Genomic DNA, 18,342 nt, shown 5'->3' with positions numbered 1-18,342 from the left:
TGGGGGCTTCCGACCCGCTAGGACTCGTTGGGGTAGACGAGGCCGATCTGGGACCTCACCTCATCCATGATCTCCATGATCTCGAGCGACTGGTCGAGCGTGAGCAGCGCGCTCTCGGTGTCGCCGGCGTGGATGCGGCGCGCGACCTCGGCGGCCTCGAACTGGAACCCGTTGGGCACGTCACCGTCGTAGAACCACGAGGTGCCGTCGTGACGCGTCACGGTGAAGGACGTGGGCGTGTAGAAGGTGTCGTCGATCTCGATGCGACCCTCAGTGCCCGCGATGTGCGCGGTGCACGGCGTGCGCGCCTCCATCGTGGTGGTGAGGGAGGCCTGCGCGGTCGCGTAGTCAAACACCATGCCGATCTGACCGTCGACTCCCGTGTCGCGGAGGCGGCCGGCGGCCGTGATGCGATCGGGGACACCCAGGATGTCGTGAGCGAAGGCGATCGGGTACACGCCCAGGTCGAGCAGCGCGCCGCCGGCAAGGTCCGCACGGAACATGCGCTCGACGTGAGTGAGAGCCTGGCCGTGGTCGGCCTGGACGGACACGATGTCGCCGATCTCGCCGCGCGCGATGAGCTCGCGGATCGCGTACATGTGAGGCAGGTGGCGCGTCCACATGGCCTCCATGAGGAAGACGCCCTTGGCGCGCGCCGCGGCGACCACCTCGCGTGCCTGCGCGGCGTTCTGCGTGAAGGCCTTCTCGCACAGGACGTGCTTTCCCGCCTCGATCGCGAGCAACGCGTGCTCGTGGTGGTGGCTGTGCGGGGTCGCGACGTAGATCACGTCGACCTCGGGGTCGCCCACCAGCTCCTCATAGGAGCCGTGCGCGGTCGGGATGCCGAACTCGTCGGCGAAGTGCTGCGCCTTGGCGAGGTCACGCGAGCCGACGGCGACGACGGTCGACGCGGTGTACTCGGTGACGGCCTCGGCCAGCTTGTGGGCGATGCCTCCTGCGCCGAGGATTCCCCAGCGGACAGCAGGCGCGGACATGGGCAGCGGTGCACTCATGGGGTCAGCCTAGCGAGGTGGCGCGGGGTGGTCCCGACACGAGCTCTGCCGCTACAGGTCGCCCTTGGTCGGCCCGTAGCGGCCGCCGAGCAGCCCACCCAGGAAGGCCACGGCCGCGATGATCGGAACGGCCACGTCGAGGCCCAGCCCTGCGACGCTCACCGAGCCCGAGTCGACCGTGAGCACCACGGCCCCCAGGCCCAGCGCGAGCCCCAGGTACCCGAGCCAGCGCAGATTCACGGACGTCGCGCCTGCGGGAGGGTTCTTGTCGGTCATGGCGGGTCTCCTCTCGACCTCGGCCACCCTATCGCCGAGTGTTGCCGAACCGCCCCACCAGCATGCCCGCGAGGTACACGAGCAGCAGCGGCACCGCGGGCCGCACCTCGACGCCGAGCATCGTGATGGGCTCCATGCCAGCGCCCACGAAGATCAGGCCGAGGCCCACCGCGATGCCCAGCAGCGTCAGCAGCAGGGACGCCACCGGCACCTCCCGCCACGACTCGGGACGCGACGTCACTTCTTGCGCGCCCGCGACGTCGAGGCGGACTTCGTGCCCGACTTGGCCGCGGCTCCGGCACGCCTCGCGGGCTTCTTCGCCGGTCCCTTGGCACGCTTCTCCGCGAGCAGCTCGATCGCGCGCTCGGGTGTGATCGCGTCGAGCGTCTCGCCACGCGGAATCGTCACGTTGGTGGTGCCGTCCGTGAGGTAGTCGCCAAAGCGCCCGGACTTCGCGACGATCGGCTTGCCCGACGTCGGGTCGTCGCCGAACTCCTTGAGCGGCGGCGTCGCGGCCCGGCCGCGCCCGCGCTTGGGCTCGGCGTAGATTGCGAGCGCCTCCTCGAGCGTGATGTCGAGCAGCTGCTGCTCGCTCGCGATGGTGCGCGAGTCCGTGCCCTTCTTGAGGTACGGACCAAAGCGGCCGTTCTGCGCGGTGATCTCCTCGCCGGTGGCCGGGTCCGTGCCCACCACGCGCGGAAGGCTCATGAGCCGCAGCGCATCCTCGAGCGTGACGGTGTCGATCGACATCGAGGCGAACAGGCTCGCCGTCTTGGGCCGGCCCTTCGCGTCCTCGGGAAGCACCTCGGTCACGTACGGACCGAAGCGGCCCGCCTTGGCCACGATCTCGAGCCCACTGACCGGGTGCGTGCCCAGCACGCGCTCGTCGCCGCCCTGGTTCGCGAGCAGCTCCTCGGCCTTCGCCACGGTGAGCTCGTCGGGAGCGAGCTCGTCCGGAACGGATGCGGTCTGCTTTTCGCCGTCGACCTCGCGCTCCAGGTACGGGCCGTACTTGCCCACCCGCAGCGCGATGCCGTCGCCGATCTCGAACGTCGAGTTGGCGCGGGCATCGATGTCGCCCAGGTCCTCGACCAGGCGCTTGAGCCCCTGCGCACGGCCGTCGTCGTCCGAGGCCCCGGAACCGAAGTAGAACGCGGTGAGCCAGTCGAGGCGCGACAGCTGGCCGGAGGCGATCTTGTCGAGGTCCTCCTCCATGTCCGCGGTGAAGGCGTAGTCGATGAGCCACGCGAAGTGCTCCTCGAGCAGGCGGATCATCGCGAAGGCGAGCCACGTGGGGATGAGCGCCTGCTTCTCGACGCGCACGTATCCCTTGTCGATGATCGTGTCGACCATCTGGGCATACGTGGACGGTCGGCCCAGCTTGCGGTCCTCGAGCTCCTTGATCATCGAGCCCTGCGTGAACCGCGGCGGCGGCGTGGTCGCGTGGGTCAGCGGCTCGACGCCCGAGGCGTCGACCTTCTGGCCCTCCGCGAGCACCGGCAGTCGCGACTCCTTCTCGACCTTCTGCTCGTCCTCCTCGTAGCGTGCCTTGTCGCGCGACTCCTCATACAGCGCCATGAAGCCGGGGCTAGTGAGGATCGTGCCTGACGCGGAGAACTCGACCGCATGGTGCGCGGCGGTGGTGGCGCCGATGCGCACCGTCGAGGTGGTGCCCGTGGCGTCGGCCATCTGCGACGCGAGCGTGCGCTTCCAGATCATCTCGTACATGCGGAACTCGTCGCCCGTGAGCTCCGCGCGCACCGAGTCCGGGGTGCGGAAGCGGTCGCCCGCGGGACGGATGGCCTCGTGAGCCTCCTGCGCGTTCGAGTCCTGCGTCGCGTAGATGCGCGGGCTCGCCGCGACCGAGTCCGAGCCGTAGAGCTCGGCGGCCTGCGACCGCGCGGCGCGCACGGCCTCACCCGACAGCACGGGAGAGTCCGAACGCATGTAGGTGATGTAGCCCTTTTGGTACAGCGCCTGCGCCACACCCATCGCCTGCCGCGCGCCCAGGCGCAGCTTGCGGCTCGACTCCTGGATCAGGGTCGACGTGATGAACGGAGCGGCGGGGCGGCGCTTGTAGGGCCGCGAGTCCACGCCCGCGACCGTGAAGGCGGCGTCGGCCAGACCCGCGGCGAGCGCGCCCGCGAGCGCCGCGTGCACGTGCACCACACGGTCGTTGGTCAGCACGCCGCGGTCGTCGAAGTCCTTGCCGGTCGCGACGCGCTTGCCGTCGACCGTGGTCAGCCGCGCGTCGAACGAGCGACCCGCGTCCTTGCCCTCGGTGGCGACGAAGGTGCCGCGCAGGTCCCAGTACTCGGCGGACTGGAAGGCCATGCGCTCGCGCTCACGGTCGACCACGAGCCGCAGCGTCACGGACTGCACGCGGCCGGCGGACAGCCCCGACTGGATCTTGCGCCACAGCACGGGCGAGACCTCGTAGCCGTACAGGCGGTCGAGCAAGCGGCGCGCCTCCTGCGCCTCGACCAGCTCCATGTCGACCTCGCGGGGGTGCTCGAGTGCCCTCGCGATCCCCTCGCGGGTGATCTCGTGGAACGCCAGCCGCTTCACGGGAACCTTGGGCTTCAGCACGTCCAGCAGGTGCCACGCGATGGCCTCGCCCTCGCGGTCCTCATCAGTCGCGAGGTAGAGCTCGTCGGCCTCCTTGAGGCGCTTCTTGATGTCCGCGACGATCTTCTTCTTGTCCGCGTTGACGACGTAGTACGGCTGAAAGCCGCCGTCGATGTCGATCGCAAACTTGCCGATGTCGGACTTCTTGAGCTCCGCGGGCAGCTCGGATCGCTCCGCGAGATCCCTGATATGACCCACCGAGGACACGACGTCGTAATCGTCGCCCAGGTAGCCGCCGATCGTGCGCGACTTGGTGGGCGACTCGACGATCACGAGCTTGCGGGCCATGAAACCTTCTCTCTGGGGCCGTACCGGACGGCCGTGGGACTCGCGCCCCGGCGCCTGTGGCGGCCTGAGACGCACTCAATATACATAGGGGGCACGACGCGTCCACCGGGACCTGGGGACAACGGTGCCCGTGCGGGCGGCCATGACCCCCGCATCGTCATGGAACGATGGGCGCATGGAGCCCCTCCTCGACGCCACCGCCCGCGCGGCCGTCGGCGACGCGATGCGCGCCGTCGCCGATGCCGAGATCCGCCCCCGATTCCGTGCCCTCGCGGAGGGCGACATTCGCCTCAAGGGGCCGGGCGACTACGTCACCGAGGCCGACATCGAGGCCGAGCGTGCCCTCACTCCCCTCCTCCGCGCGATCCTGGACGTGCCCGTGGTCGGTGAGGAGGCATCGTCCCTCGACCCGAGCGTCACGGAGGTGCTGAGTACCGGCGAGGCCGCGTGGACCGTGGACCCTGTCGATGGCACCGCGAACTTCGTGGCGGGCTCCGACACGTATGCGGTGATGGTGGGCCTCGTCGAGGGCGGCGAGCCCGTGGGCGGGTGGATCTACCAGCCCGAACAGGGACGCATGTTCGAGGGACTGCGCGGGGTCGGGGCGTCACTCGACGGCGAGTCGCTCGCGGCGGCCGTTGAGCGCTCGCGCGGGGACGATGCCAGGGCGGCCTTGGAGGGCCACCCCCGGGGTGCGGTGTCGGTGAAGTACGCGGTGGACTCGGTGCGGGACGGGCTGCTGGGAGCCGAGGCGGAACTGGGCGGCTACGTGGACCTGCGCATGTGCGCCGGATTCGACTACGCGGACCTGGTGACGCAGGAGGTGGGCTATCTCCTCTACACGCGCGCCAAGCCCTGGGATCACGTCCCTGGCGCGGCGATTGCGGCCGAGGCAGGCTTCACCGTGGGACGCATCGATGGCAGCGGCTACCGGCCCGCAATCGAGAGCGGCGCACCACTGCTCGCGGCGCGCACGGACCGATGGGAGTCGGTGCGCGAGGTGCTCGCACGCCACCTGGGCGTCTGAGAACGCGAAGGGAGGTCTGAGGGAGCTCAGCGACGCGCGAGGTCTGGAAGGTCGTCGTGCGCGATGACGTCGTAGAGTCCACGTCCGCCGAGCGCCGCGCGGTACTCCCGAGACGCACGGCGGGCGCGCGGCCCCTCGAGCACGGGCGCGTGGAAGCCTCCACGAATCGCGTGACGCACCGTCGCGAAGACGTCCTCGCGCGTGTGCACCGTCGGGTCGACCGTGAAGCTCACCTCATAGTCCACGCCCGAGTGCTGGATCAGTTCGAGTGACGCCCAGGCCTGGTAACCCGCGGTGTCCTCGCCCGTGATGCGCGTGTACATCTCGGGCGTGCCCTTGAGGTCGAAGCTCACCCAGTCGAGTTCGGGCAGCACCGAGGCAAGGCGCCCGGGGTGCGCGCCCATCGTGTGCAGTCCCACCGCGTATCCGAGGGAGCGCGCCTCGCGCACCGCGGCGACCAGCCCGTCCTGACGCGCGGGCTCTCCGCCGCCGAACACCACGGCCTCGACCGTGCCCCGGTGCGCCTCGAGCTGGTCGCGCACCTCGGACCACGCGAGACGGCCCGGAGCGGCGGGGTCGTGCCCCTCGGGGTTCGAGCAGTACGCGCACTTCCACGGGCAGCCCTGGAGCGTGACGGTCGCGGCGATGCGGCCGGGCCAGTCGAAGCACCCCGACGGGGTGAAGGCGGCAATCGAGAGCGCGTGTGCGGCGATGCCGGGGACTGCGGTGAGGTCGAGCTCAGTGGTGGACATGGGGTGTGCCTCCTGTGGCGGACGGCGTGTGCGGGATCGCCGCGTGCCGCCCTCGGGTGTCGCCCGCTCCTACGGGCATGGCGAACGCCCGGACGCGAGGCGCCCGTGCGTCGAGAGGGGTGAAGGTTGAGACCGCATCGCAGGACCCACCGTGGCGGTCAAAGACCCCGGGTTCTCCGGGGCCGGCTGCGAACGTCGATGTCACGTTCTCCACGCTACGTCGCACCCCGGGACCACGGTCCCGGACCAGGGTCCCGAGTCTGGTGAGGCCTCCGTCAGGGCCTGACCAAGGCCCGGCAAAATGGGGCCGAACTACGCGAGAAAGCCGTCCTTGACCAGCTCGCGAATCGCGGGCACCAGTCCCGCGACCATGCGGTCGGACTCGACGTCCAGCAGTGCCGCGAGCGCGTGCGCGATCTGCCCCGCGGTGAGGTCCCCGTCGCACGCGCCCACGAATCCCGCGAGCGCGGTGTCCATCGACACCGAGCGCCCCAGCCCCGCGCCCTGGCGCAGCAACAGGTGACTGGGGTCGGCCTGCAGGACCGGGCCGTAGGACTCGCGGGTGACGTCGGGCGCCGCGGTCCATGCGGTCGCGAGCACGTCCCCGTCACTCATGGCCGCGACGCGGTCGTGAGCGGCAAGGGCGTCCACGAGGTAGGCGCCAAAGGGCTCCTGCAGCGCTCCCTCGTGCTGCTCAAGCCTGCGCAGGGTCGGCGTCCCCGACACGGGCCGGCGCAGCAGCACCATACCGAAACCCACCGAGCGCACGCCGCGCGCGTCGAAGTCCTCGAGGTAGGCCCGGTAGGCGGCCTCGAACTCGGCGCGCCCGCGCTCGGGGATCACGCCGGCGTCCCGCAGCCACGTCTCGGCATACTCCGCAGCGTCCAGCCTGTCGCGCTCGATGACCCACGCGTCGAGCGGTCGACCGGCCGCGGCGGAGGCATCGAGCCACGCCTCCAGCCCCTCCGACCAGTCCTCGCCGCGCACCTCCCAGTTGCCCAGCAGCTGAGCGACGCCTCCCGGCGCCAGCACGCTCCCCACGCGCGACACGAGCCCCGCCACGATCCCGTCGCCCGCCTCGCCGCCAGCGCGATACTCGAAGGCGGGCGCCCCGGGGGGCGTGATGACGAACGGCGGGTTCGACACCACCAGGTCGAACTGCTCCCCCTCGACGGGGTCGAGCATCGACCCCTCGCGCAGGTCCCACGGGGTGTCGAGCGCGGCGGCGCCGAGCGCCTCGGCGTTGAGGGCCTGGTTGAACGCGGCGAAGGCCAGCGCGCGGCGCGACACGTCGGTCGCGACCACCTCACGCGCGTGTAGCGAGGCATGCAACGCCTGCACCCCGCACCCCGTCCCCAGGTCCAGCACGCGGCCCACCGGCGTGCGCATCGTCATCCCCGCGAGCGTGAGGGACGCGCCGCCGATCCCGAGCACGTGATCCTCGCGCAGCCGCGCGCCGGTCACGGCCTCGCCGCGATCCGACGCGACCCACCAGCGTGCCTCTCCCCCGGCCCCGACCGCCGCGTAGGGGCGCAGGTCGACCAGGGCGCGCACGGCATCGTCCCTTCCCTCGCCCGCCGTCTCGATCAGGCCGGCCTCGACCGCTCCCGCGGTGCCCACGCCCGGCAGGGTGCGATCGAGCTCGGCGCGCGTGACCGCGTCGCCCAGCAGAAAGAGCCGGGTGAGGACGGCCGCCGGGAGGGACGATGCCCTGGCCGCGAGGCGCGCGGGCAGCACCTGTTCGCGCGCGAAGGCACGCGCGGCGCGCTCGCCGATCACCGCCTCGACCGAGTCGACGGTCCAGCCCTCGAGGGCCGCGCGCAGGGCGCCGGCGGAGGCGGGCGTGAGGGTGGGGACGAGTCGCGGTGTCACGGCTCGAGGCTAGCGCGGCTCAGCCGAGTCGCTCCGAGGTGAGCAGCGCGCGGCCCGTGGCGCCCTTCCCGCCCCCGCCCACCGTTCGGGACACTCAGGACTCCGCGTCTTCGATCGCCACGGTCGCACCCCGGGCCTCGAGCACGGCCGCGACGTCGCGCGCGGAGTCGCGAGAGAGGCCGGAGAAGACCGTCAGCGACTCTGCCCGCCGCATCGCCTCGAGGAGGATGGTTGCCGACGGACTCTCCTGCTCCTCGCGGATCGCCTTCACGACCTCGATCGCGCGCGGCCGCCATGAGATCACGGCGATCTGGGAGGACCCAGGCTCGCGCCCTGGCGATGTCCTCTCGGCGTCGGGCCCCACGAATCGGCGCACCGTGCCCGGGAGCGCGAGCAACGGAACCCAGAAGAGCAGCCACCACACCCAGGTCGGGACACTCTCGGCTAGAAGCGAGACAAGCCCGGCCCACACCACGAGGGCGCCAAGGACGATGCCCCAGAGCGCCCAGCGATGCATGGCTCGAGACTAACGCGTCGCAAAATCCGATGCGCTAAGGCCCATTCGGGCTCGAGAATCGCAAAATCCTATGCACGAAGCGAGAGAGGTGAGTCGCCGCGCGGGCTATCCCTCGTCGGCCCGTCAGCCCTCGCCAGCCCCGCCCACGGGAGCGTCGTGCGCCGCGTCCCGGGACTCACCCCGTGCGACGCGCCCGGCCTCCTCGGCCGCCGCGGCATCGGCCTCGCTCGCGATCCCGCCCTGATGCGCGCGACGCGACGCCGCGACCACGGCGCCCACCGCGACCAGCCCCGCGACCCCTGCCACCAACGCGCGCAGCCAAGCGTTCGCATCGTCGCCGTAGGACAGCATCACGACGGCTGGCGCGATGAGCAGCGCGACCAGGTTCATCACCTTGATAAGCGGATTGATCGCGGGCCCCGCGGTGTCCTTGAACGGGTCACCGATCGTGTCGCCAATCACCGTGGCCTCGTGCGCGGGCGAGTTCTTGCCGCCATAGTGGCCGTCCTCGATGATCTTCTTCGCGTTGTCCCACGAGCCACCCGAGTTCGCCAGGAACACCGCCATGAGCACGCCCGTGCCGATCGCCCCAGCGAGGAATCCCGCGAGCGCCCCGATGCCCAGCGCGAAGCCCACGAAGATCGGCGCCATTGCCGCGAGCAGCCCGGGAGTGGCGAGCTCGCGCAGCGAGTCGCGCGTGCAGATGTCGACCACCCGCCCGTACTCCGGCCGCTGCGCGCCGGTCATGATCCCCGGCATCTCGCGGAACTGGCGCCGCACCTCGAACACGATCGCGCCCGCCGCGCGCGTGACCGCGTCGATCGCGAGGCCCGAGAACAGGAACACCGTCGCGCCGCCGATGATCAGTCCCACGAGCGTGAGCGGGTGGATGATCTCGTAGGAGAACGATGCCGCGGTCGCCGCGGCGTCCGACAAGGCCTGGGTGACGGCGTCGGAATAGCTGCCGAACAGGGCCGTCGCCGCGAGCACCGCGGTCGCGATGGCGATGCCCTTGGTGATGGCCTTAGTCGTGTTGCCCACGGCGTCGAGGTCGGTCAGCGTCTGCGCGGCCTCCTCGTCGACCTCTCCGGACATCTCCGCGATGCCCTGGGCGTTGTCGGACACCGGCCCGAATGTGTCCATCGCGACGATCACGCCCACGGTAGTGAGCAGTCCGCAGCCCGCGAGCGCCACGAGGAACAGCGCGAGCGGCACGGACCCTCCCGCGATCGTGAACAGCACCACGATCGCCCCCGCGATGACCGTCGCGGTGTAGACCGCGGACTCGAGGCCCACGCCGATCCCGGACAGCACCACGGTGGCCGCTCCCGTCAGCGAGGACCGTGCCACGCGCTTGGTGGGGCGCGAGGCGGTGTCGGTGAAGTAGCCGGTGAGCCACAGGATCAGCCCCGCGAGGCCGATCCCGACGAACACGGCGAGCGTCGCGACGATGCGCGGGTCGCCGTCCTCCCCCACGAGCGATCCCCCGGTGAGGCCCGCGAAGGTCGACGGCAGGTAGACGAAGGACGCGATCGCGGCGAGCACCGCGCCCACCGCGGCCGACGTATAGAAGCCGCGATTGATGGCCGCGAGGCCGGGCTCGGCGCCGCGGATGCGCGTGATGAGCACGCCGAGCCCCGCCACGAGAGCGCCGATCGCGGTCACGATCAGCGGGAACACCAGCCCCTGCTCGCCGAACGCCGCCTTGCCCAGGATGAGCGCGGCCACGAGCGTCACGGCGTAGGACTCGAAGAGGTCCGCCGCCATTCCGGCGCAGTCGCCCACGTTGTCGCCCACGTTGTCCGCGATGGTCGCGGCGTTGCGCGGATCGTCCTCGGGGATGTGCTGCTCGACCTTGCCCACCAGGTCCGCCCCCACGTCGGCCGCCTTGGTGAAGATGCCGCCGCCCACCCTCATGAACATCGCGAGCAGCGCGGCCCCGAAGCCGAATCCCTCCAGCACGGCCGCGGCATCGTCCCGATACAGGAAGACCACGGCCGCCGCGCCACCCAGGCCCATGCCCACCACGGACATGCCCACCGCGCCGCCGGTGCGGAACGCGATGCGCGCACCCTCGGTGCGCCCTCCGGCGCGCGTCGAGGCGGACGCGACGCGCACGTTCGCGCGCACCGCGAGCCACATGCCCATGTAGCCGATGGTCGCCGAGCATCCCGCACCGAGCAGGAAGAACATCGACCGCCCCACGCGCACGCCGGTGTCGCCCGGCAGGAGGAAGAGCAGCGCGAACACCACGGCGGCGAAGAGCGCGAGGGTACGGAACTGGCGGCTGAGGTATGCGCTCGCGCCCTCCTGGACCGCGGTCGCGATCTCATTCATCTTCTCGGTGCCCGCCGGTGCCTTGAGCACCTGGGCGCGCAGCAGCCACGAGGCGAGCAGCGCGGCGGCGGCGATCAGTCCGATCACCACGACGATGGTCAGGCTGCCGGAGGTGACCTCTACGGCGGCACGGGTCGCGTGCATACGTCCTCCTCGACGTCCTCCCCGGCACGACCTCGTTGTCGCGCCCGCAAGGGGTACCAGGCCACTCTAGGGGACGATGCTCGGGCGGGGCCGGGTGACGCCCCAACGTTTCACCCGGGCCAAGCGTCGACACTGCAGGACCGGGAAGACGGCACGGGCGGGACCACGGCGAAGGGGCGGGGCATGAGCGACTGGCGCGACGTGATGGCGCAGCTCGTGAGGGATCGCGAGCGCGCGCTGCTCGGCTACGCGTACCTGGTGTGCGGCGACCGCGTGGTCGCTCAGGACCTCGTGCAGGACGCGCTCGTGCGCACGTTCTCGCGTCCGCGGCCGGGGCTGACGTCGCTCAAGGCGGAGGCCTACGTCCGCCGGGCGATCACCACGGTGTACGTCGACGGCTACCGGCGCGAGCAGCGATGGCGCCGCGTGTCTCACCTGTTCCGGCCCGCCGAGTCCGGTCCCGACCCGCTCGCGGGCGTCGAGGCGGGAGCGGACGTGATCGAGGCGCTGTCCACGCTGACCCCGCGCGAGCGGGCCTGCGTGGTGTTGCGCTACTTCGACGACCTCACGGTGCCTGCGATCGCGCAGCACCTGGGCCTCGCGCCCGGCTCAGTGAAGAGGTATCTCCACGATGGTCTCGGCCGGCTCGAGCTGCTGCTCGGCCCGGTCGAGGACGCGCGTGGTGACGAAACCGCCGACGTGATGCGTCGGCAGACGAAAGGCGACTGACATGGTCAAGCTCTCCGATGCGCTGCGTGGCGCCGCGGACCGCGCTCCCCTCGACGGCCTCGCGGTCGACGCCGGGCGTGCCCGCCGACGCGTGTCGGCCCAGCGCGGGCTGCGCGCCGGCGCGAGCGGCGTCCTGGGCGCGGGCATGGTCGCCGTGTTCGCGGTGGGCGTGGTCGGCCCGGGGGCCGGCACCGTCGCACTCGACGCGCCCGAGTCCGGCGGTGCCGGCGGGCGCGAGGGGGCGATGACGTCCTCCGCTGAGGACGCCGCGGGCAGCGCCGCGGGCTCCTCGCTCGCGTGGGGGATGTGCGGAGAGCCGCTGCCCGCGATGCCCGAGATCGCGGGGCCGGTGACGCTCGCGACCTCGCTCGCTGCGGACGAGGTGTCCGGGGAGTCGGTCGAGGCGACCGTCACGACCGTCGCTCTCGGCGATGGCACCTTCGAGACCTTCGGCCTCGACGGGGTGATCCTCTGGGACGGGCTCGTCGTGGGCACGCTCGGGGGATCGGGCGACGATGCCGTGGCGGCCGAGCCGACCACGCTCGAGTTCGCGGCAGGCGAGGAGACGACCACCAGCCTCACCGTGCCGTTGGTCAACTGCTGGGACGGTGCGGCCCTCCCGGCAGGCAAGTACGAGCTGGTGGTGACCGAGGAGCTGTGGGCGGTCGCGACCGAGCCGGTCGAGCCGGTCGAGCCGAGCGCGACGCCCACGGAGGAGTCGACGGGGGCCGGATCCGCCGGTTCCGGGATCGCGTCGGGTGGCGGCGCACGCGTCGTGGCACCCGCCGTCGGATTCGCGGTCGCGGGCGATCCCGTCGAGGACCCCTTCGGCGCCTACCTGGGCGCACCTGTCGAGCCGAGCCCGGTCGACCCGCAGCCGCCCGTCGCCGAGCTCCCCGACGGCGCGCTCAACCCGCTGATGGCTCGCGACATGTACCTCGCCGGGCTCACGGGCGCCTGGGACATGGCTCCCGGCTCGCAGCGCTGGCTGGTGTCGAGCGACTCGCGCGGCGAACTGGGGTCCGCCTGGTACGGATGCGGATTCGAGGGCGACGGGACCTTCCCCGCCGAGTCCTCCGTCATGGACCTGTTGGGTGTCGAGGTCGACGCGCCGTCCGCGATCGACGTGAGCTACGGATGGATCGTCGAGGGCAACCCCGAGCTGACCGCGCGCGTCACCAACACCTCCGAGTGGGACCTCACCGACTTCTGGGGTCGCGACTCGGTGCAGCTGGTGCTGGTGCGCGACGGCCGCGTGGTGGCCGAGGGCTATCCCGTCGACCCCGACATGGGCCGCGGCGACATGGCCGCGCAGGCCGAGGCTGACGCAGCGGCGATGGCGTCGGGCGATGCCGCGATGACCAGCTTCCCCGCTCCCGAGACCAGACTCGCCGCGGGCGATTCGGTGGGCGGCACGTACCTGTGGCGCGACGTCAGCGGATGCTGGGGAGAGTCGGGTCAGGCTGAGGTCACGCCCGGCACCTACACGCTGCTCGCGATGCACTACCTGTCCGTGGGCGGAGGCATGGTGATCATGGAGGACGTGCCCCAGGCGCTTCCCCGTGAGGACTTCACGGAGCCCTCTCCCGCCGACGGCGCGTTCACGGACGGCTCCGCCGGCTCGCTCGGGGATGCGCCCGTGGACCTGGGCAGTGGGCTCGACCGTGAGGCGAGCGGTAGCGATGCGGCGATCCTTCCGGCACCCGAGTCGTACGACGCGGTCGACTTCCAGGTGTGGACCGCGCTGGGCGAGATTCGGGTCAGCTAGACCCCTCGCACGGCGATGTGAGGCTGTGGAATCTGTCACATTTCGCGCCTGAAGGCCACGAAATGGCCGTCGAGGTGGTGGCATAGGTGTCTGGCCCCGTATTGAATCGGGGCATAGGCGCCGCGAGGCGCCGCGCTGGATTTCCTGACAGCGGCACGATCCCTCAGCCGTCCGCTTTCAGGAATGACGTCGGCGGCGGTCCGAATCCCCTCAGCTCGGGCCGCCGCCGACAACCTTCCAGCGCGGGCCGCCGCCTCCCTCCCGTCCCGCGCGACCGACACGGTCACGTCGCCGTCCATGCTCACGTGGCAGCCGTGCAGGATGCCACCCGCGCGCGCCGCCGCCTCCGCGGCCACCGCACACACCTGCGCCGGGCTCGCCGGCTCGGCACGGGCCTGCCGCGCACGCGCCTCGATCGCTCCCGCGAGTGCGGCCCCGTCCGCGGCGCCCTGCGCCGCCGCCTGCCTCACGACCAGACCCGCCATGGTCGCGACCGTGATCACCGCGACCATCACCACCGCGGCGACGCCGAGCGCGAGCACCGTGCCCGCCCCGGCATCGTCCTGCCGCGCCCGGCCGTGCCGCGCCCGGCCACGTTGCGCCGCACGCATCGTCACCCCACACCCGGCTCGAGCGGGAGCGACGCCCGCGCGACGCGCTCTCCCCACGGCCAGCCCAGGTCGAGCGTCACCGTGACGTCGACCCACCCCCCACCGCGGTCGACCCCCACGCGCGCCCCCGCCCCCGCGACGCGGGACGCGGCCGCCAAGGCGGCGTCATCCCCCGCGATGGCACCCGCCCGTGCGCCCGCGACCGCGGCCGCGGGGAGCGCTGTCCCCACGGCCGCGACCCGCACGCCCGCCAACATGGCGGCCAGCAGCAGGACCACGGCGGGCAACGCGAGCGCGAGCTCGACCGCCACGGATCCACGGTCCCGTGACACGCTCAACCGCCGAGCGCGCCGCGGAGGATGTCGAGCAGCAGCTCGCGCACCTCGGTCGACTTGAGGATGACCACCAACAGGCCCGCAAAGCCCGCCGCGGCCACCGTGACGAGTGCGTACTCGACGGTCGCCATCCCCTCGTCGTCGTAGCGGTGTTCCATGCCCTTCTCCCTTTCTCTCCGGTCCCTCCACGCTCCCTGGCGAGGCAGGGCCCGGCCAGGCCCCCACACGGTTCCGTGCATGGGCGCATCTTGCGCGGGGGTTGGGGACATCACGCGCTACCGTGTGCCCATGCTGGTGGGGCGCGTGACGATAGCGATAAGTGCGGTGGCCGTGGTCGCCCTGACGGGATGCGGTGGGGATCCCTCGACTCTCGACGGAGGTCAGACGCGCCTGCCGACAGCAGCCCCCGAGGAATCTCCCCGTCAGGCGGCAGCACGCCCCGCGGCCGTCGACCCTGTCAGCGGTCTCGCTGTCGAGTTTGACGACTTCGTCGTGACGGGTGCCGACCCGGGGCTGGAGGCGCTCACGGTCGTCGCGGGCGTCGATATCTCGCCGGGGACGTATCGCACCGATCCGCTGACGATCGAACCCGACGGCAGCCGCGGACTCCTCTTTGACCACTCCTGTGTGTGGGGACTGCGCGAGGGCGGTTCCAGCGGCTTTGAGGGAGTGCTTTCCGTAGGAGAGAACGACGCGGGACGCCCCACCATGACCATCGCCGAGGGCCAGGAGTTCTCCTCCAAGCGCTGTGGACGGTGGTCGCGGGTCGATGAGGACGCGCTCTTCACGGCACCTGATGCAGCGCCCACGGAGATTGGCGACGGCATCTGGCTCGTGGGCGAGGACCTTGCGCCTGGCAGGTGGCGCGCACACTCCTACGGCAATCCCGATGATCCCGATGCATGGTGTGCGTGGGAGATCGACTCCCACTGGCGCGACTGGGAGGCAGAGATCCTCGATATGAGGATCGCCAACAAGGACGATCTCGAGACAGTCATCGAGACCGGTCAACAGTTCCGCTCCGATGGCTGCGGTGGGTGGACGCGCATCGGCGATGCGGCCCCCGGCGAAGGTGCGGGAGGCGTCGCCGTGGCGAGTCCGCCTCCTGCGGGCTGACGCCTCGAGAGTCGTTCTCCCCCTCTGGCGGCACGGGCACGGCACCTAGGGCACGCCTGCGAACGCTCCGCCCATCACTGCCACGAGCAACGGCGCCAGGCCCACCGCAAGGAACGCGGGCAGGAGGCACAGCGTGAGGGGAAGCGCGACCCTTACTCCCATCTCCCCCGCGGCGATCGCGGCGTCAGTGCGGACCCGCCGCGCGGCGGAGACGGATACGGCCTCGAGCGAGGCCGCAGGACTTGCCCCGGCATCGATCGCCGGCGCGAGCGCGCGAGCGACCGGGAGCCACGCGGGATCGACCGCCGCGCCCCGAGTCGCCAGCGCCTCGAGACCCGGCTCATCTAGCGCCTGACCCACCTCGCGTAGCGCGTCTGCCACCGTGGACCCCGCCCCGAGAGCGGCCGCCACCAGGGCGGCGCCGGTGACCACGGCATCGGCCCCACCCCCGGCAGCCGCCGCCCCCTCGACGATGCGCCGCGTCCACGCCCGCCCGGCCCACGTCAGCACCGCGCCTAGCGCGACCAGCACCCAGCCCACGGGCGTCAACGCGAGCACCCGAAGCGTCCGCACGTCCACGAGCGCCCCCAGAGCGATACCGACCAAGGGCAACCACAGCAGCACGCGCGCGCTGAGCCGCGGGCCGGCGAGGGCGGCCTCGCGCAGCGCCTGCGCCTCGCGTTCGTCGGCCGCGGTGCGCGCGAGCGTGAGCAGCATGGCGGCGAGGGGCGCACCGGTCCGCCGCGCGAGGTGTCCGGCCGCCGCGACCGCCCGGTCAATCGCCGTCGCGGGCGACTCGGGAGGGGTCACGCCCGCGCGCCGCCACGCCTCCTCGGCGGGCAGGCCCGCGCGCAGCAGGCCCACGACGCGCGGCAGCGACTCGTCCCAACCCTCTCTCACGCCGCGCTCCGTGTCGCCATGGCGCGCAGCGCGGGCCACGCGGGTCCGTAACGCACCCCCACCCCGGCCGCCTCCACGCCCGTCACCACGCGCAGCTCGTCACGGTCGGCCTCGACCACGCCCATCTCGGTCACGCGCCGACCCTGCGGGGCGCGCTCGACGTGAACCACCACCGCGAAGGCCGCGCGCGCCTGTGCCGCCAGCTGGGCGGGGGTGAGCCCCGCGAGCAGGCCCAGCGCCTCGAGCCGCGCGGGAATGGCCTGCGCGGAGTTCGCGTGCACCGTCGTGAGCGAGCCGCGGTGGCCCGTGTTCGCGGCGGCCAGGACCTCCCGCAGCTCCGCGCCCCGGCACTCCCCCAGCACGATCCGATCGGGCCTCATGCGCAGCGCCTCCCTCACAAGTCGCGCAAGTCCCACGCCCCCCGCCCCCTCGACGTTCGGACGCCGCTCGACCAGCCTCACCACATGCGGATGGGCGGTGACGATCTCGCCCGCCTCCTCGATGAGCAGGATGCGTTCGCCGGGGTCGGCGAGCGACAACAGCGACGCGAGCAGCGTGGTCTTGCCCGCACCCGTCCCGCCCGAGATGAGGATCGGCACGCGGGCCGCCACCAGCCCGGACAGCAGGTCCGCGGTGTCGGTCGTGAGCGTCCCGCGGGTCACGAGGTCGCGCATCGACAGCGGCGACGCGCGCACGCGACGAAGCGAGATCGCCGCGCACGACTCGGCGATGGGCGGCAGCACGGCGTGGAGCCGCGTGCCATCGGGGAGCCGGGCGTCGACCGTGGGCTCGGCGTCGTCGAGCCGCCTGCCCGCGCTCGCCGCGAGCGCGACCGCGAGCGCGCGCACCTCCTCCGGCCCGCCGAGCATCACCGGCGCGCGCTCGAGGCCTCTGCCCCTGTCCACCCACACGCGATCAGGGGCGTTGACGAGCACGTCCGTCACGCCCGGCATCGCGAGCAGCGGAGCGAGCCGGCCCGCGGGGTCGGGACGCGAGGCGGCTGTCTCTGCGCCGGCTGTCTCTGCGCCGGCTGTCTCGGTGCGCGCTGTCTCGGGGTCGGGCATCACCGTTCGACCGTCGCACTCCGCCCGAGCCCACGCCACGACGAGGCCCTCGACCGTGGAGGACACCGTCCCTCGGAAGACCCGTGGGCATCGGCCGCGCCCGCGCCCGCCGCACCGTCATAGCTCCCCGTTAGGCTGGTCCGCATGGACGCCTTCGGACCGCGGCGCAGCGCGGCCTTCTTCGACCTCGACAAGACCATCATCGCGAGGTCCTCGTCGATGGCGTTCTCGCGCTCGTTCTACGAGGGCGGACTCATCACGCGCACCAAGGCGCTGCGCACCGCGTTCGCGCAGTTCCTCTTCGAGGTGGGAGGCGCGGACGAGCGCCAGACCACGCGACTGCGCGACGCGCTCTCCGAGCTCATCGCGGGCTGGGACGTCGCGCACGTCGACGCGATCGTCGCCGAAACCCTCCACGAGCACATCGACCCGATCGTCTATCAAGAGGCGCTCGACCTCATCCGCCGTCATCAGGCCAACGGCCGCGACGTCGTGATTGTCAGCGCGTCGGCGGCGCAGGTGGTCGAGCCGATCGCGGAACTGCTGGGAGCCGATGCCGTGGTCGCCTCCCGCATGGAGGTCGAGGACGGTCGCTTCACGGGCGAGATCTCGTTCTACGCGTATGGCCCGGCGAAGGAGGCCGCGATCCGCGAGCTCGCCGCCGCGCGCGGCTACGACCTGCGCGCCTCGTACGCCTACTCCGACTCGATCACGGATGCCCCGATGCTCGACGCCGTCGGCCACGGCTTCGCGGTCAACCCGGACCGCACGATGCGCCGCGCGGCTCATCGCCACGGCTGGGGCGTCCTCACGTTCAAGCGACCCGTGGGTCTGCGGTCGAGCAACGCCACCCGGCCCGCGATCGTCGCCGCGATCGCGGTGGGAGCCGTCGTGGGCGTGTGGGCCCTTGCGGTGCTCGCGCGCCGCGACCGCGAGGCCTGACGAGCCCCCGCCCGGCACCCGGC

General features: G+C 72.1%; 18 protein-coding genes. 5 read left to right on the top strand and 13 right to left on the bottom strand.

Features of this window, described 5'->3' with window-relative positions; translation table 11 throughout:
- Positions 1–17: 17 nt before the first annotated feature.
- From ABEA62_RS09830 to topA, 4 genes are read right to left on the bottom strand one after another with little or no spacing between them, the layout of a single operon-like run.
- A complete protein-coding gene (locus ABEA62_RS09830; protein WP_286214184.1) occupies positions 18–1,013 on the bottom strand; it encodes a Gfo/Idh/MocA family protein in 996 nt (331 codons plus the stop codon).
- A 51-nt stretch (positions 1,014–1,064) separates the two neighbouring features.
- A complete protein-coding gene (locus tag ABEA62_RS09825) occupies positions 1,065–1,289 on the bottom strand; it encodes a hypothetical protein (RefSeq protein WP_286214185.1) in 225 nt (74 codons plus the stop codon).
- A 28-nt stretch (positions 1,290–1,317) separates the two neighbouring features.
- On the bottom strand, positions 1,318–1,494 hold the full coding sequence (locus ABEA62_RS09820; RefSeq protein WP_286214186.1) for a hypothetical protein: 177 nt from the start codon (positions 1,492–1,494) through the stop codon (positions 1,318–1,320).
- Positions 1,495–1,526: 32 nt separating this feature from the next.
- Positions 1,527–4,205, bottom strand: a complete 2,679-nt coding sequence (gene topA / locus ABEA62_RS09815; RefSeq protein WP_286214187.1) for a type I DNA topoisomerase — start codon at positions 4,203–4,205, stop codon at positions 1,527–1,529.
- A 175-nt stretch (positions 4,206–4,380) separates the two neighbouring features.
- On the opposite strand from topA, the gene ABEA62_RS09810 reads away from it, so the two are divergent.
- Positions 4,381–5,232: an inositol monophosphatase family protein gene (locus tag ABEA62_RS09810; RefSeq protein ID WP_286214188.1), complete on the top strand. Its 852-nt coding sequence runs from the start codon at positions 4,381–4,383 to the stop codon at positions 5,230–5,232.
- Positions 5,233–5,258: 26 nt separating this feature from the next.
- Here the strand turns inward: ABEA62_RS09810 and ABEA62_RS09805 are convergent, their stop codons facing one another.
- The 4 genes from ABEA62_RS09805 to ABEA62_RS09790 all read right to left on the bottom strand — a co-directional run bounded on the left by ABEA62_RS09805 (position 5,259) and on the right by ABEA62_RS09790 (position 10,854).
- Entirely contained in the window at positions 5,259–5,984 is a 726-nt protein-coding gene (locus ABEA62_RS09805) for an anaerobic ribonucleoside-triphosphate reductase activating protein (protein WP_286214189.1), read from the bottom strand.
- A 312-nt stretch (positions 5,985–6,296) separates the two neighbouring features.
- On the bottom strand, positions 6,297–7,856 hold the full coding sequence (locus tag ABEA62_RS09800) for a DUF7059 domain-containing protein (protein ID WP_345379871.1): 1,560 nt from the start codon (positions 7,854–7,856) through the stop codon (positions 6,297–6,299).
- A gap of 94 nt (positions 7,857–7,950) precedes the next feature.
- Entirely contained in the window at positions 7,951–8,373 is a 423-nt protein-coding gene (locus ABEA62_RS09795) for a hypothetical protein (protein WP_286214190.1), read from the bottom strand.
- 123 nt (positions 8,374–8,496) lie between these two features.
- Positions 8,497–10,854, bottom strand: a complete 2,358-nt coding sequence (locus ABEA62_RS09790; RefSeq protein ID WP_286214191.1) for a sodium-translocating pyrophosphatase — start codon at positions 10,852–10,854, stop codon at positions 8,497–8,499.
- A gap of 183 nt (positions 10,855–11,037) precedes the next feature.
- Here ABEA62_RS09790 and ABEA62_RS09785 point away from each other — a divergent pair, with 183 nt between their 5' ends.
- A complete protein-coding gene (locus ABEA62_RS09785) occupies positions 11,038–11,583 on the top strand; it encodes a sigma-70 family RNA polymerase sigma factor (protein ID WP_286214192.1) in 546 nt (181 codons plus the stop codon).
- A 1-nt stretch (position 11,584) separates the two neighbouring features.
- Complete coding sequence (locus tag ABEA62_RS09780) at positions 11,585–13,351, top strand: hypothetical protein (protein ID WP_286214193.1); 1,767 nt, start codon at positions 11,585–11,587, stop codon at positions 13,349–13,351.
- A gap of 35 nt (positions 13,352–13,386) precedes the next feature.
- On the opposite strand, the gene ABEA62_RS09775 is transcribed toward ABEA62_RS09780, so the two are convergent.
- Genes ABEA62_RS09775 through ABEA62_RS09765 form a run of 3 tightly spaced genes read right to left on the bottom strand, consistent with a single transcriptional unit; the run spans position 13,387 to position 14,455 of the window.
- Positions 13,387–13,962: a hypothetical protein gene (locus ABEA62_RS09775; protein WP_345379867.1), complete on the bottom strand. Its 576-nt coding sequence runs from the start codon at positions 13,960–13,962 to the stop codon at positions 13,387–13,389.
- Between the two features lie 2 nt (positions 13,963–13,964).
- The gene (locus tag ABEA62_RS09770; protein ID WP_345379865.1) at positions 13,965–14,273 is read right to left on the bottom strand and encodes a TadE family type IV pilus minor pilin; all 309 of its coding nucleotides are present in this window, start codon (positions 14,271–14,273) and stop codon (positions 13,965–13,967) included.
- A gap of 23 nt (positions 14,274–14,296) precedes the next feature.
- The gene (locus ABEA62_RS09765; RefSeq protein WP_286214196.1) at positions 14,297–14,455 is read right to left on the bottom strand and encodes a DUF4244 domain-containing protein; all 159 of its coding nucleotides are present in this window, start codon (positions 14,453–14,455) and stop codon (positions 14,297–14,299) included.
- Positions 14,456–14,585: 130 nt separating this feature from the next.
- Between ABEA62_RS09765 and ABEA62_RS09760 the strand changes: the two genes are divergently transcribed.
- Positions 14,586–15,413: an Rv1352/Rv1906c domain-containing protein gene (locus tag ABEA62_RS09760; RefSeq protein WP_286214197.1), complete on the top strand. Its 828-nt coding sequence runs from the start codon at positions 14,586–14,588 to the stop codon at positions 15,411–15,413.
- 45 nt (positions 15,414–15,458) lie between these two features.
- On the opposite strand, the gene ABEA62_RS09755 is transcribed toward ABEA62_RS09760, so the two are convergent.
- Positions 15,459–16,313, bottom strand: coding sequence for a type II secretion system F family protein (locus tag ABEA62_RS09755; protein WP_345379862.1), 855 nt, complete (start codon positions 16,311–16,313; stop codon positions 15,459–15,461).
- Entirely contained in the window at positions 16,310–17,377 is a 1,068-nt protein-coding gene (locus ABEA62_RS09750) for a TadA family conjugal transfer-associated ATPase (protein WP_286216741.1), read from the bottom strand. The genes ABEA62_RS09755 and ABEA62_RS09750 overlap by 4 nt, the downstream gene beginning before the upstream one ends.
- A 144-nt stretch (positions 17,378–17,521) precedes the next feature.
- Between ABEA62_RS09750 and ABEA62_RS09745 the strand changes: the two genes are divergently transcribed.
- Positions 17,522–18,319, top strand: coding sequence for an HAD family hydrolase (locus ABEA62_RS09745; protein ID WP_286214200.1), 798 nt, complete (start codon positions 17,522–17,524; stop codon positions 18,317–18,319).
- The last annotated feature ends 23 nt before the right edge of the window (positions 18,320–18,342 follow it).

Source organism: Demequina sediminis (assembly GCF_039545075.1).
Classification (GTDB): Bacteria; Actinomycetota; Actinomycetes; order Actinomycetales; family Demequinaceae; genus Demequina; species Demequina sediminis.
The sequence above is the reverse complement of the archived record's forward strand: the minus strand, read 5'-3'. Positions and strand labels throughout refer to the sequence as shown.

Excerpts from the sequence above, each read along its gene's own strand:
- ABEA62_RS09745 (WP_286214200.1), top strand. The coding sequence starts at position 17,522 with ATGGACGCCTTCGGACCGCGGCGCAGCGCGGCCTTCTTCGACCTCGAC.
- ABEA62_RS09830 (WP_286214184.1), bottom strand. The coding sequence starts at position 1,013 with ATGAGTGCACCGCTGCCCATGTCCGCGCCTGCTGTCCGCTGGGGAATC.
- ABEA62_RS09795 (WP_286214190.1), bottom strand. The coding sequence starts at position 8,373 with ATGCATCGCTGGGCGCTCTGGGGCATCGTCCTTGGCGCCCTCGTGGTG.
- topA (WP_286214187.1), bottom strand. The coding sequence starts at position 4,205 with ATGGCCCGCAAGCTCGTGATCGTCGAGTCGCCCACCAAGTCGCGCACG.
- ABEA62_RS09805 (WP_286214189.1), bottom strand. The coding sequence starts at position 5,984 with ATGTCCACCACTGAGCTCGACCTCACCGCAGTCCCCGGCATCGCCGCA.
- ABEA62_RS09765 (WP_286214196.1), bottom strand. The coding sequence starts at position 14,455 with ATGGAACACCGCTACGACGACGAGGGGATGGCGACCGTCGAGTACGCA.
- ABEA62_RS09790 (WP_286214191.1), bottom strand. The coding sequence starts at position 10,854 with ATGCACGCGACCCGTGCCGCCGTAGAGGTCACCTCCGGCAGCCTGACC.
- ABEA62_RS09785 (WP_286214192.1), top strand. The coding sequence starts at position 11,038 with ATGAGCGACTGGCGCGACGTGATGGCGCAGCTCGTGAGGGATCGCGAG.
- ABEA62_RS09810 (WP_286214188.1), top strand. The coding sequence starts at position 4,381 with ATGGAGCCCCTCCTCGACGCCACCGCCCGCGCGGCCGTCGGCGACGCG.
- ABEA62_RS09825 (WP_286214185.1), bottom strand. The coding sequence starts at position 1,289 with ATGACCGACAAGAACCCTCCCGCAGGCGCGACGTCCGTGAATCTGCGC.
- ABEA62_RS09775 (WP_345379867.1), bottom strand. The coding sequence starts at position 13,962 with ATGCGTGCGGCGCAACGTGGCCGGGCGCGGCACGGCCGGGCGCGGCAG.
- ABEA62_RS09780 (WP_286214193.1), top strand. The coding sequence starts at position 11,585 with ATGGTCAAGCTCTCCGATGCGCTGCGTGGCGCCGCGGACCGCGCTCCC.
- ABEA62_RS09760 (WP_286214197.1), top strand. The coding sequence starts at position 14,586 with ATGCTGGTGGGGCGCGTGACGATAGCGATAAGTGCGGTGGCCGTGGTC.
- ABEA62_RS09750 (WP_286216741.1), bottom strand. The coding sequence starts at position 17,377 with ATGCCCGACCCCGAGACAGCGCGCACCGAGACAGCCGGCGCAGAGACA.